Source organism: Micromonospora sp. CNZ322 (assembly GCF_007827755.1).
Map to the genome: position 1 here is coordinate 540,394 of NZ_VITD01000003.1, position 12,765 is coordinate 553,158.

At 72.0% G+C, this 12,765-nt stretch carries 14 protein-coding genes; 13 read left to right on the plus strand and 1 reads right to left on the minus strand.

The features are described 5' to 3' along the window. Window positions 1–19 precede the first annotated feature (19 nt). The 13 genes from kynU to FB453_RS11195 all read left to right on the plus strand — a co-directional run bounded on the left by kynU (window position 20) and on the right by FB453_RS11195 (window position 12,096). A complete protein-coding gene (kynU, locus tag FB453_RS11135) occupies window positions 20–1,324 on the plus strand; it encodes a kynureninase (RefSeq protein ID WP_145789697.1) in 1,305 nt (434 codons plus the stop codon). Further along, on the plus strand, window positions 1,321–2,658 hold the full coding sequence (locus FB453_RS11140) for an FAD-dependent oxidoreductase (protein WP_145789617.1): 1,338 nt from the start codon (window positions 1,321–1,323) through the stop codon (window positions 2,656–2,658). Before kynU ends, FB453_RS11140 begins: the two co-directional genes overlap by 4 nt. A 23-nt stretch (window positions 2,659–2,681) precedes the next feature. After that, the gene (locus tag FB453_RS11145) at window positions 2,682–4,163 is read left to right on the plus strand and encodes a 2-hydroxymuconic semialdehyde dehydrogenase (RefSeq protein ID WP_145789701.1); all 1,482 of its coding nucleotides are present in this window, start codon (window positions 2,682–2,684) and stop codon (window positions 4,161–4,163) included. A gap of 20 nt (window positions 4,164–4,183) precedes the next feature. Further along, window positions 4,184–4,981, plus strand: coding sequence for a fumarylacetoacetate hydrolase family protein (locus FB453_RS11150; RefSeq protein ID WP_145789619.1), 798 nt, complete (start codon window positions 4,184–4,186; stop codon window positions 4,979–4,981). Further along, window positions 4,978–5,913 carry an acetaldehyde dehydrogenase (acetylating) gene (locus FB453_RS11155; RefSeq protein ID WP_145789621.1) on the plus strand — a complete coding sequence of 312 codons (936 nt, stop codon included), beginning with the start codon at window positions 4,978–4,980 and terminating at the stop codon, window positions 5,911–5,913. The genes FB453_RS11150 and FB453_RS11155 overlap by 4 nt, the downstream gene beginning before the upstream one ends. Continuing rightward, a complete protein-coding gene (gene dmpG, locus FB453_RS11160) occupies window positions 5,910–6,974 on the plus strand; it encodes a 4-hydroxy-2-oxovalerate aldolase (protein ID WP_112584142.1) in 1,065 nt (354 codons plus the stop codon). Before FB453_RS11155 ends, dmpG begins: the two co-directional genes overlap by 4 nt. Further along, window positions 6,971–7,744: a fumarylacetoacetate hydrolase family protein gene (locus tag FB453_RS11165; RefSeq protein WP_145789623.1), complete on the plus strand. Its 774-nt coding sequence runs from the start codon at window positions 6,971–6,973 to the stop codon at window positions 7,742–7,744. Before dmpG ends, FB453_RS11165 begins: the two co-directional genes overlap by 4 nt. Next, window positions 7,741–8,163 (plus strand): RidA family protein, encoded by a 423-nt coding sequence (locus FB453_RS11170; protein WP_145789625.1) that lies wholly within the window; start codon window positions 7,741–7,743, stop codon window positions 8,161–8,163. The genes FB453_RS11165 and FB453_RS11170 overlap by 4 nt, the downstream gene beginning before the upstream one ends. Next, window positions 8,160–8,684 (plus strand): 3-hydroxyanthranilate 3,4-dioxygenase, encoded by a 525-nt coding sequence (locus FB453_RS11175; RefSeq protein ID WP_112584144.1) that lies wholly within the window; start codon window positions 8,160–8,162, stop codon window positions 8,682–8,684. The genes FB453_RS11170 and FB453_RS11175 overlap by 4 nt, the downstream gene beginning before the upstream one ends. Then, the gene (locus tag FB453_RS11180) at window positions 8,684–9,685 is read left to right on the plus strand and encodes an amidohydrolase family protein (protein WP_145789627.1); all 1,002 of its coding nucleotides are present in this window, start codon (window positions 8,684–8,686) and stop codon (window positions 9,683–9,685) included. The genes FB453_RS11175 and FB453_RS11180 overlap by 1 nt, the downstream gene beginning before the upstream one ends. A 181-nt stretch (window positions 9,686–9,866) precedes the next feature. Next, window positions 9,867–11,330 (plus strand): amidase, encoded by a 1,464-nt coding sequence (locus FB453_RS11185; RefSeq protein ID WP_112697952.1) that lies wholly within the window; start codon window positions 9,867–9,869, stop codon window positions 11,328–11,330. Between the two features lie 57 nt (window positions 11,331–11,387). Next, the gene (gene ctaJ / locus FB453_RS11190; RefSeq protein ID WP_428842198.1) at window positions 11,388–11,702 is read left to right on the plus strand and encodes an aa3-type cytochrome oxidase subunit CtaJ; all 315 of its coding nucleotides are present in this window, start codon (window positions 11,388–11,390) and stop codon (window positions 11,700–11,702) included. Next, on the plus strand, window positions 11,689–12,096 hold the full coding sequence (locus tag FB453_RS11195; RefSeq protein WP_091405419.1) for a DUF5130 family protein: 408 nt from the start codon (window positions 11,689–11,691) through the stop codon (window positions 12,094–12,096). The genes ctaJ and FB453_RS11195 overlap by 14 nt, the downstream gene beginning before the upstream one ends. 57 nt (window positions 12,097–12,153) lie before the next feature. Here the strand turns inward: FB453_RS11195 and FB453_RS11200 are convergent, their stop codons facing one another. Beyond that, the gene (locus FB453_RS11200) at window positions 12,154–12,717 is read right to left on the minus strand and encodes a Uma2 family endonuclease (protein WP_145789629.1); all 564 of its coding nucleotides are present in this window, start codon (window positions 12,715–12,717) and stop codon (window positions 12,154–12,156) included. Between the last annotated feature and the right edge of the window lie 48 nt (window positions 12,718–12,765).

Here is a 12,765-nt window from a genome sequence, read left to right on the forward strand (position 1 = left end):
GAGAGCGAGAAAAGCAATGATGACCCCTCAAGCCGAGCCGTTGGGCCTCGCCGCTGGCGAAGCGGAAGCGCATCGCCGTGACGAGGCCGACCCCGGCCACCGGCACCTGTTCCACGTGCCGCCGGCCGACGGTGGCGACCACCCCGAGTCGGCGTACCTGGCCGGCAACTCGCTCGGCCTGCAACCTCGGGCCACCCGCGACGAACTCCTGGCCGATCTGGACGCGTGGGGGCGGCTCGGTGTGGAGGGGCACCTGGAGGCGGAGCGCCCCTGGCTGCCGTACCACGAGTTGTTGACCGGGCCGGCCGCGCGACTGGTCGGCGCCCGGCCCACGGAGGCCGTGGTGATGAACTCGCTCACTGTCAACCTGCACCTGCTGATGGTGAGTTTCTACCGACCGGCTGGCGCGCGCACCCGCATCGTCATCGAGGACGCCGCGTTCCCCTCGGACAGCTACGCCGTGCGTAGCCAGGCCCGGTTCCACGGCCTGGACCCGGACGACACAGTGGTCCGGCTGCGTCCGCGCGCGGGTGAGGACGCCCTGCGCACCGAGGACGTGACCGACTACCTCGCCACCGAGGGCGACCGGGTGGCGCTGCTGCTGCTCGGCGGGGTCAACTACCTCACCGGTGAGCTGCTGGACATCCCGGCGATCACGGCTGCCGGCCGGGCCGCCGGAGCGGTGGTCGGGTGGGACCTGGCCCACGCGGTCGGCAACGTGCCGCTGGCCCTGCACGACTGGGACGTCGACTTCGCCGCGTGGTGCTCCTACAAGTACCTGAACTCCGGCCCGGGTGCCCTGGCGGGTGTCTTCGTGCACGAGCGGCACCTCGGCGACGAGAACCTGCCCCGGTTCGAGGGGTGGTGGAGCACCGCGGCGGCCACCCGGTTCGAGATGACGCCGGTGTCCCGGCCACCGGCCACAGTGGAGGCCTGGCAGATCTCCAACCCGCCGATCTTCGCGATGGGTCCGGTGCGTACCTCGCTGGAGCTGTTCGACGCGGTGGGGATGACCGCGCTGCGCGCGCGCAGCCAGCGCCTCACCGGCTGGCTGGAGTCACTGCTCGACGAGGTGACCGTCGGCCGGCCGCTGCGGGTGGTCACCCCGCGCGACCCAGCCCGCCGGGGCTGCCAGCTCTCCGTGCGCATCGGTTCCGGCAGCGCCAACGAGCTGACCAAACGCCTACGGTACGAGCACGGGGTCATCGCCGACGCCCGCGAACCCGACGTCGTGCGGTTCGCCCCGGTGCCGCTGTACTCCACGTACCTCGACTGCTGGCGTGCCGCCGTGGCGCTCGCCTCGACGGTGGGGGCGACCTCATGACCGCGCGGCGCGACGAGATCGCGATCGTCGGTGCCGGGCTGGCCGGCTGTCTGGCGGCCTGCTTCCTGGCCCGGCGTGGCTACCCGGTGGCCCTCTACGAGCGCCGCTCCGACCCGCGCGCCGGCACCGCCGAACGCGGTCGTTCGATCAACCTGGCGCTCTCCGAGCGCGGCCTGGACGCGTTGCGCCGCATCGGGCTGGCCGAGCAGGTGATGGCCGACGCGCTGCCGATGCGCGGCCGGATGATCCACCCGGTCGAGGGCGAGCAGCAGTTCCAGTCGTACAGCGCGGCCGGCGACCGGGCGATCAACTCGATCAGCCGGGGTGCGCTGAACAACGCCCTGCTGGACGAGGCCGCCGCACTGCCGGGCGTGCGGGTCGTCTTCGACCACCGGCTGGTCGGGCTCGACCCGACCGACGGCGCCCTGAGCTTCGAGACCCCGCAGGGCCCGGTCGCGGCGAAGGCGTCGGTCGTGCTGGGTGCCGACGGCGCCGGCTCCGCGGTGCGCGGGCAACTGCTGACGTACGGGCTGCTGGACGAGAGCGTGGACTTCCTCGACTACGGCTACAAGGAGCTGACGATTCCGCCGCTGGGCGGGGACTTCGCCCTGGACCCGGACGCGCTGCACATCTGGCCGCGCGGCACCTCGATGATGATCGCGCTGCCGAACCCGGACCGCTCCTTCACCTGCACGCTGTTCTGGCCCAACAACGGTGCCGGCAGCTTCGCCTCGCTGACCAGCCCGGCGGAGATCGAACGGCACTTCACCGAGCACTACCCGGACGTGGTCCCGCTGGCCCCGAACCTGGTCGACGACTACCAGCACAACCCGGTGGGCGTGCTCGGCACTGTGCGCTGCACCCCGTGGCAGGTCAACGGGAAGGTCGGCCTGCTCGGCGACGCGGCGCACGCCATCGTGCCGTTCTACGGCCAGGGCGCCAACTGCGCCTTCGAGGACGTGGTGGAGCTGGACCGCTGCCTGGACGAGTGCGCCGACGACTGGTTGGCGGCGCTGCCGCTGTTCCAGCGGCGCCGACAGGAGAACGCCGAGGCAATCGCGACGATGGCGCTGACCAACTTCGTGGAGATGCGGGACAAGGTTGCCTCCCCGGTCTTCCAGACCCGGCGGCGGGTGGAGCACGCACTGGAACGGGCACTGCCCGGCCGGTACGTTTCCCAGTACGAGCTGGTGTCGTTCTCCACCACCCCGTACGCGGAGGTTCGCCGCCGGGTGCGCCGACAGCACCGGGTGCTCGGGGCGGTCGTCGGCGGGGCCGCGCTGCTGCTGGTCGGCGCGATCGGTGCGGCACTGGGCCGAGGGAGGCAGGCATGACCGGCAACTGGGATCCGCGGCTGATGGCCGGCCACGCGCCGAGTGGCCCGCAGCGGTTGCGAAACTTCGTCGCCGGCGAGTTCGTCGACGGCGGATCTACGTTCGCCAAGGCCAGCCCGGTCACCGGGAAGCAGGTCTTCGAGGTGGACGAGGCGTCGCAGTCCACCGTGGACGACGCGGTGGCCGCCGCCCGGGCGGCACTGCGGGGGCCGTGGGGCCGGATGGGGGAGCGCGAGCGGGCCGAGGTGCTGCGCCGCGTCGCCGACGAGCTGGAGCGCCGCTTCGACGACCTGGTCACCGCCGAGGTCGCCGACACCGGCAAGTCCATCGCCCAGGCCCGCACCCTGGACATTCCGCGCGGCGCGGCGAACTTCCGGGCGTTCGCGGAGATCGTGGCGACCGCACCCACCGAGTCGTTCACGACGGTCACCCCGACCGGCGGCCGGGCACTCAACTACGCGCTGCGCAAGCCGGTCGGCGTGGTCGCGGTCATCGTGCCGTGGAACCTGCCGCTGCTGCTGCTCACCTGGAAGGTGGCTCCGGCGCTGGCCTGCGGCAATGCCGTGGTGGTCAAGCCCAGCGAGGAGACTCCCGCCTCGGCGACGGTGCTCGCCGAGGTGATGGCCGCCGCTGGCGTACCGGCCGGGGTGTTCAACCTGGTGCACGGTTTCGGGCCGGACTCGGCGGGCGAGTTCCTGACCCGTCACCCGGGCGTCGACGCGATCACCTTCACCGGCGAGTCGGCCACCGGCGGCGCGATCATGCGGGCCGCCGCCGACGGGGTGAAGGCGGTGAGCTTCGAACTCGGCGGCAAGAACGCCGGCCTGGTCTTCGCCGACGCCGACCTGGACGCCGCGGTGGCCGGCTCGGTGCGGTCCAGCTTCACCAACGGCGGGCAGGTGTGCCTCTGCACCGAGCGCATCTACGTGCAGCGCCCGGTCTTCGAGGAGTTCACCGCCCGGCTGGCGAAGCGGGCCGGCGAGCTGGCGTACGGCTGGCCGACCGACGAGGCCACCGCCACCATGCCGCTGATCTCCCACCAGCACCGGGCGAAGGTGCTCGGCGCGTACGAGCTGGCCCGCTCCGAGGGCGCCGAGGTGCTCACCGGTGGCGGCACGCCCACCTTCGGCGACACCCGCGACGGCGGGTCGTACGTGCAGCCGACGGTGCTCACCGGGCTCGGCCCGGACGCCCGCACGAACCGGGAGGAGATCTTCGGCCCGGTGGTGCACGTCGCGCCGTTCGACACCGAGGACGAGGCGTACGCCCTCGCCAACGGCACCGAGTACGGCCTGGCGGCGACCGTGTGGACCCGGGACGTGGGCGTAGCGCACCGGGCCGGCGCCCGGCTCGACGCCGGCATCGTCTGGGTCAACACGTGGTTCCTGCGTGACCTGCGCACCCCGTTCGGCGGGGTGAAGGCGTCCGGGATCGGTCGCGAGGGCGGCGTGCACTCGCTGAACTTCTACTCCGAACTCACGAACGTCTGTGTGGACCTGTCGTGAGCCGTAGCGAGGGAGCGGGCATGGAAGCTGACATCGAGGCCGCCAACCGGGAGTTGGCCGACGCTCGCAGCACGGGCAAGCCGTGCGCGCCGCTCCGGGGCCGGCTGCTGCCGGAGGGCGACGTCGAGGCCGCGTACCGGGTGCAGCAACTCCAGGCGCGGGCCTGGCAGGGCCGCGGCGAACGCCGGGTCGGCGCGAAGATCGGGTTGACCTCCCGGGCCGTGCAGGAGACCTTCGGGGTGTTCCAGCCGGACTTCGGCATGCTGACCGACGCCATGGCGGTCGGTGACGGGGTCGAGGTGCCCATCGACCGGTTGCTCCAGCCCCGCGTGGAGGCGGAGATCGCCTTCGTGCTCGACAAGGATCTCCCGAACCCGCAGCTCACCACTGTCGACCTGATCCGCGCGGTCGACAGCGTGCTGCCGGCGATCGAGATCGTCGACTCCCGGATCGCCGCCTGGGACATCTCGATCGTGGACACCGTCGCCGACAACGCCTCCAGCGGGCTCTTCGTGCTCGGCACCACGCCGCGCCGGCTCGCCGACGTGGACCTGCGACTGTGCGGAATGGTGCTGGAGCACGCCGGCGAGCCGGTCTCGGTGGGCGCGGGCGCCGCCTGCCTGGGCAACCCGCTGCACGCCCTGCAGTGGTTGGCCGGCACCCTGGCCCGCGCCGGCGACCCGCTGCGCGCCGGGGACGTGGTGCTCTCCGGGGCGCTCGGTCCGATGGTGCCGGTCACCCCGGGTGCCGCGTACGAGGCCCGGATCTCCGGGCTCGGCTCGGTGCGCACATCCTTCAGCGACAGGGGCGGCCAGTGACCACCAAGGTGGCGGTGCTCGGTTCCGGCAACATCGGCACCGACCTGATGATCAAGGTGTTGCGGCTGAGCGACAGCCTGCGCATGGTGGCGATGGCCGGCATCGACCCGGCCTCCGACGGGCTGGCGCGTGCTCGCCGGCTCGGCGTCGCCACCACCGCCGACGGCGTGGACGGGCTCGTGGCGATGCCCGAGTTCGCCGACGTCGAGCTGGTGTTCGACGCCACCTCGGCCGGCGCGCACCGACACCACGACGAGGTGTTGCGCGCCCACGGCCGCACTGTGGTCGACCTGACCCCGGCCGCGCTCGGCCCGTACGTGGTGCCGCCGGTCAACCTCGACGAGCACCTGCACCAGCCCAACGTCAACATGGTGACCTGCGGCGGGCAGGCGACAGTGCCGATCGTCGCCGCGGTACGCCGCGTCACCCCGGTGGCGTACGGGGAGATCGTCGCGTCGATCGCGTCGAAGTCCGCCGGGCCGGGCACCCGGGCCAACATCGACGAGTTCACCGAGACCACGGCCCGGGCCATCGAGGTGGTGGGCGGTGCGGAGCGGGGCAAGGCGATCATCGTGCTGAACCCGGCGGACCCGCCGCTGCTGATGCGCGACACCGTCTACTGCCTCTGCCCGGACGCCGACGCTGACACCGACGCCATCGCCGCCTCGGTCGCCGAGATGGTGGCGGCCGTGCAGGAGTACGTCCCTGGCTACCGGCTCAAGCAGGACGTGCAGTTCGACCGGGTCGAGGCGTACCTGCCGACGCTCGGGCGGCGGCTCACCGCTCTTCAGGTGTCGGTCTTTCTGGAGGTCTCCGGTGCCGGGCACTACCTGCCCGCGTACGCGGGGAACCTGGACATCATGACCTCCGCCGCGCTGCGCACCGCGGAGCGGCTGGTCGCCCTGCGTTCTTCGGAGGTGGCCGCGCCATGACCGACCTGTACATCCAGGACGTGACGCTGCGCGACGGCATGCACGCCATCGCCCACCAGTACACAGTCGACCACGTACGCACCATCGCCGCCGCGTTGGACGCCGCCGGGGTGGCCGCCATCGAGGTGGCGCACGGTGACGGTCTCGCCGGCTCCAGCGTCAACTACGGCCACGGCGCCGCCAGCGACGCGGAGTGGATCTCGGCGGCGGCCGAGGTGCTGACCACTGCGAAACTGACCACCCTGCTGCTGCCGGGCATCGGCACGATCGCCGACCTGAAGGCCGCGAAGGCGCTCGGGGTGACCAGCGTCCGGATCGCCACCCACTGCACGGAGGCGGACATCTCCGCCCAGCACATCTCCTGGGCCCGGGAGAACGGCATGGACGTGGCCGGGTTCCTGATGATGTCGCACATGTTCGATCCGGCCGGGCTCGCCGGGCAGGCCAAGCTCATGGAGTCGTACGGGGCCCACTGCGTCTACGTCACCGACTCCGGCGGCCGGCTGCTGATGTCCGACGTGGCGCAGCGGGTCGACGCGTACCGGCAGGTCCTCGCCCCGGAGACGCAGATCGGCATCCACGCCCACCACAACCTGTCGCTCGGGGTCGCCAACAGCGTGCTCGCCGTCGAGCACGGCCGGGTCACCGGGCCCGCGCCGGTCGGCCCCGACGCGGTGCACGGCCGGACCGTCCGCGTCGACGCCTCCCTCGCGGGCATGGGCGCGGGTGCCGGCAACGCCCCGCTGGAGGTCTTCGTCGCGGTCGCCGAGCTGCACGGCTGGAAGCACGGCTGCGACGTGTTCGCGTTGATGGACGCCGCCGACGACATCGTCCGCCCGCTCCAGGACCGGCCGGTCCAGGTGGACCGGGAGACGCTCTCCCTGGGGTATGCCGGGGTCTACTCCAGCTTCCTGCGGCACGCCGAGCGGGCCTCCACGAAGTACGGCGTGGACGTCCGGTCGATCCTGGTCGAGCTGGGCCGCCGCCGGATGGTGGGCGGCCAGGAGGACATGATCGTGGACGTGGCACTCGACCTGGCCGACAAGGAGCAGCATTCATGATCGGCGTAGACATCGTCGGGATCGCCGAGAAGCTGGGTGCGGCGGCCGACACGGCCACCGCGATCCCGCAGCTCGCCGCCGAGACCGGCCTCGACGTGGACACCGCGTACGCCGTGCAGGCCGCGCTGCTGCAACGCCGGCTGAACGCCGGTGAGCGGCTCGTCGGGTTGAAGATGGGGCTGACCAGCAGGGCGAAGATGGCCCAGGTCGGCGTGGACGAGGTGATCTGGGGGCGGCTCACCAACGCGATGCGGGTGCCCGACGGCGGCGCCGTGGACCCGGCCGCGTACATCCACCCCCGGGTCGAGCCGGAGGTGGCGTTCCTGCTGGACCGGCTGCCCGAGCCGGGCGAGCCGATCGGCGACTTTGCCACGGCGGTCTGCGCGGTCGCCCCGGCCATCGAGTTGATCGACTCCCGGTACGCGGACTTCCGTTTCTCGCTGCCGGACGTGGTAGCGGACAACACCTCGGCCGCCGCCTTCGTGATCGGGCCGTGGTCGCCGGTGCCGGCGGGGCTGGACAACCTGGGCGTGCTGCTGGAGGTAGACGGGCGGGTGGCGCAGGTCGGCTCGACGGCGGCGATCCTCGGTGATCCGCGCCGGGCGCTCGACGAGGGCATCCGGCTGGCGGGCCGGCACGGGGTGCGGCTGGAGTCCGGGTGGGTCTTCCTGGCCGGTGCGGCCACGGCGGCGGTGCCGCTGCGTCCCGGCGCCCACGTTCGTGCCGTCGTCGAGAAGCTCGGCACGGCCTCGCTGCGGGCGTCGTCGTGACCGCCCGGGTGGTGGCCGGGAAGGCCGTCCCGCGGGGAGCCTTTCCGCACGTCAAGGTCGCCGGCGGGTTCGTCTTCGTCTCCGGTACGTCGTCGCGGCGCCCGGACAACACCTTCGCCGGTGTCGAGGTGGACGGGTTCGGCACCACCAACCTCGACATCCGTGTGCAGACACGGGCCGTCATCGAGAACGTGCGGGATCTGCTGCGTTCGGTCGGCGCGGACCTCACCGACCTGGTCCAGGTGACGACGTACCTGGTCAACATGAACGACTTCGGCGGTTACAACGAGGCGTGGGCCGAGTTCTTCGACGCCTCCGGCCCGACCCGTACGACGGTGGCGGTGCACCAGCTGCCGCACCCGCACCTGCTGATCGAAATCCAGGCCGTGGCCCTTCTTCCCTCGGGAGGTCAGTCGTGAGTGAGATCGCCGAGCCGTTCAGCTTTCCGGGCTGGATCGCCGACAACCAGCACCTGTTGAAGCCCCCGGTGGGCAACAAGGAGATGTTCCCCGGCGGGGACGACTTCATCGTGATGGTGGTGGGCGGGCCCAACCAGCGCACCGACTTCCACGTGGACCCGTACGAGGAGTTCTTCTACCAGGTCAAGGGCAACATGCACATCAACCTGGTCACCCCGGAGGGGCCGCGTACGGTGCACGTGCGCGAGGGTCAGATGTGGATGCTGCCGCGCAACACCCCGCACTCGCCGCAGCGGCCGGAGGCCGGGTCGATCGGCGTGGTCGTCGAGCGGGTCCGCGAGGAGGGCACGCTGGAGACGTTCCAGTGGTACTGCCCGCAGTGCGGCAGCAAGGTGCACGAGGTCGAGTTGCAGGTCCGCGACATCGCCGCCGATCTGCCCCCGGTGTTCCAGGCGTTCTACGCCGACGAGCAGGCGCGCACCTGCGCCAACTGCGGCACCCTGCACCCGGGCAAGGGCTGATGCCCGCAGGCGTGGTCGACGTGCACACGCACGTCGTACCGAAGGGTTGGCCGGACCTCGGCGCGGCGTGCGGCGGGTCCGGCTGGCCGTGGTTGCGGGTCGACTCCGAGCGCGCCGCCATGATCATGGTGGGGGAGACGGAGTTCCGCCCGGTCGGCGCCGAGTGCTGGGACGCGTCGCGCCGACTGGCCGACATGGACGCCGACGGCGTGGCCGTGCAGGTGGTCTCGCCCACCCCGGTCTTCTTCAGCTACGACCGGCCGGCCGACCAGGCGGTGAAGGTCGCCCGGATCTTCAACGACCTGACCCTGGAGGTCACCGCGGCCGGAGGTGACCGACTAGTGCCGTTCTGCCAGGTGCCGCTCCAGGACCCGGACGCCGCCTGTGCCGAGCTGGACCGCAGCCTCGCCGCCGGGCACGTGGGCGTGGAGATCGGCAACCACGTCGGCGACCGGGACCTGGACGATGCCGGCGTGGTCACCTTCCTCCAGCACTGTGCCGAGGTGGGCGCACCCGTCTTCGTCCACCCGTGGGACATGCCCGGCGGGCCGCGACTGGACCGCTGGATGGCCCGTTGGCTCACCGGGATGCCCGCCGAGACGCACCTGTCGGTGCTGGCGATGATCCTCGGCGGTGTCTTCGACCGGGTGCCCGAGACGCTGCGGATCTGCTTCGCGCACGGCGGCGGCAGTTTCCCGTTCTGGCTCGGCCGCGCCGACAACGCCTGGCGCCGCCGTGGCGACCTGGTCCGGGGGGCGTCCGCGGGCCCGCCCAGCAGCTACGTCGACCGGTTCAGCGTCGACTCGGTGGTCTTCGCGCCGCCCGCCCTGCGACTGTTGGTCGACACGCTGGGGGAGGACCGGGTGCTGGTCGGCAGCGACTACCCGTACCCGCTCGGCGAACGACCGGCCGGCGCGGTGGTTCACGCGGCCGACTTCCTCAGTGACGACCAACGCGACAAGCTCCTGTCCACCAACGCCCTCCGTTTCCTGCACGGCTGAGCACAGCGCCTCGCCCTCGGCGTGAGGAGATCTTGGACAGTTTCCGTCCGGCGCTGACGGAAACTGTCCAAGATCTGCGGCCGGGCAGGCCGCGCGGACGAACGGGCGTCCGGTTGGTCCGTTTCCCGGTCGCCAGCGCGTGTCGGCTGCGCGAACCACCGACTGCCGGCAGGATGACGGCATGGCCGAGCCGCACGACCTGACCGCGTTGGAGCAGGCCGCCGCGATGACCCGCGGCGAGCTGTCCAGCGTCGAGCTGGTCGAGCATTCCCTGCGCCGGGTGGCGGCGCTCGGCGACACAGTGGGCGCGTTCGTCACCGTCACACCGGACCTCGCCCGGCAGGCCGCGCGCGCCGCCGACGCGGTGCCGACCGAGGAGCGCGGCCCGCTGCACGGCGTGCCAACCGCGATCAAGGACCTGACGCTCACCGCCGGGGTCCGCACCACCTTCGGTTCGGCCGCCTTTTTCGACTTCGTCCCGCCGGTCGACGCCGACGTGGTCCGCTTCATCAAGGCCGCCGGTCTGGTCAGCCTGGGCAAGACGACCACCTCCGAGCTGGGCTGTTCGCTCTACTCGGAGGGCCGGGTCGCGCCGCCGGCCCGCAACCCGTGGCAGCTGGCGTACACCGCGGGCGGGTCCAGCGGCGGCGCGGCGGCGGCGGTCGCGGCCGGGCTGGTCCCGGTCGCCCAGGGGTCCGACGGCGGTGGATCGCTGCGCATCCCGGCGTCGCTCTGCGGCCTGGTCGGCTACAAGCCCAGTCGGGGCCTCGTCTCCGGCGGGCCGATCGGCTCCGGCGCGTTCGGCCTGCCCACCAGTGGCCCGCTCGGGCGGACGGTCACCGACGTCGCGGCACTGCTCGACGTCATGGCCGTCCCGGTCCCCGGCGAGCCCTACCTGCCGCCGCCCGCGCCGTCCGGCGGCTACCTGGCGGTCGCGCGCCGGGCCGAGCCCGGCCCGCTACGGATCGGCCGGTTCACCACGCCGATGCTCGCCGACGAACCGGTGCATCCCGACTGCGTCGCCGCCGTGGACCGGGCCGCCGCGCTGCTCACGGCGGCCGGTCACGAGGTGGTCGAGGTGCCGCCGCCGCTCGGGCCGGCGGCGTGGCCGCTGTTCGAGATCCTCTGGTACGTCCTGGCGCTCGCCCCGGTGCCACCGCAGCGGGAGGCGGAGCTGCTGCCGTTGACTCGGCTGCTCCGGGCCCGGGGCGCCGAACTCTCCGCCGGCACCCTGTCCGCCACCCTCGGGGAGTTGCAGGCCCAGGTCCGCCTCGGTGCCCGCCGCACCGCCGGCTGCGACCTGCTCCTCTGTCCCACCCTGGCCACACCGCAGGCGCCCGTCGGCTGGTTCACCGCCGACGCGGACCCGGCCGCCGACTTCGACAGGCAACGCCGGTTCTCGCCCTACTGCGCCATCTTCAACGTCACCGGCGATCCCTCCGTCTCCCTGCCACTGGGTACCACGACCGACGGCCTGCCCGTCGGGGTGCTGCTCACCGGTCGGTACGGCGACGACGCGCGGCTTATCGCTACCGCTGCGCAACTGGAGAACTCCAGTGACGGATGGGATCGGCACCCCGCAATCTGGCGGGCCGTCGACTCCGCTAACGTGAATGGCGACGGAGTCGGGCGGTCGGCAGCGTGATCGTCCATCCGACCCGGTTGTTCAAGGTCGTCCTTCTTCCGCCTGGGGGCGTTGGGATTGTCTGTTACCGAGACGTTGCTGGTCTTCGTCGGCATCCCGTTGGCCGCGGTGCTGGTCATCGCCGGCCTGTCGTACGCCGGTAGCCGTGGGGGTGCCACCGGCGGTGGCGGTGGTGCCAAGCGCTACCGCCCGGGCCGGCCCTTCGACTTCACTCCGGTCTGGTTCCTGGGCCGTCCGGAGCAGCTGGCCGACTCGGCCGGCACCGCGCTGACGGCGGGGGCGCAGGCGCCCGCGCTGACCAGCCACAAGCTTGAGCAGGCCAGCGTCGAGGCGCCGGCCGGTGGAACCGGAGGCGCAAGTGACCGTTGGTGAGAAGCAGACCGGGTCGGAAAATCCGCCCGAGGTGCTCGACGGGCCGTTCTCGACCCGCCAGCTGCTGCGCATCGACGAGGCCCTGCGCCTGGCCGACAAGGGCACCGGCCTGGTCTTCTCGGTCTTCGTCGGCGGTCTCGACGAGCCGATCCGCGAGCACGCCCAGCGGCTGCACCGTCAGCTCGCCGAGCCCGACAAGTCGGTGCTGATCGCCGTGTCGCCCAACCAGCGGCAGCTGGAGATCATCACCGGCCGGTACGCCCGCAAGCGCATCCCCGACACGTACGCCAAGCTGGCCGCGCTCTCCATGGTCGGCGCGTTCAGCGGCGGTGACCTGGCCGGCGGCATCATCAACGGCCTCGACCAGCTCGCCAGCCACGCTGGCAAGGGCTGACCCCTCCCACGTACGACGAAGCCCGGCCCGCTCTTCAGTGGGCCGGGCTTTCACGTCTCAGCGAGGCCAGGCGCTCGGGTCCACCCTCATCGTCCACGGCTCGTCCACCGTCACCGCGTCGTCCGGACCAATGGTGCCCAACAGTTCGTAATGGTCGCCCTTGCCGAGCCGATAGCGGTAGATCACCGGGCCGAAGTCGCCCCGCTCCACCCGCCAGTAGTGCGGGATGCCTGCCTCAGCGAAGAGGGCAGGTTTGGTGAAGCGATCGTGGCGACGGCTCCCCGTCGACTCCACCTCCAGGACGAGTGCGATGTCCACCGGTTCGGCCCACATCCGCCCGCGAGGTGCGCTCGGTCGCAACACCGTCAGATCGGGGATCAGCTTGCCGCCGGGCACCCGCACCCCGATCTCCCGGATTACCCGCCAATCCGTGGGAGCCGCCTGGCGCAGCGCCATCCGGATCTCGTCGGCCAGCTCGTGGTGCTCCGGACCGGCTGGAGGGGTCACGTGCAGGCTCCCGTCGATGATCTCGTAGCGATTACCGTCGTCGGGTAGATCGAACAGATCCTGTTCGCTCCAGCCCCGCTCCGGTGGGTGCCACGGATAGGTCGGCTGTGCCATCACGTCCACCTCCTTCCGCCACGATAACGTCCGGGGCCGGCGCGGGCT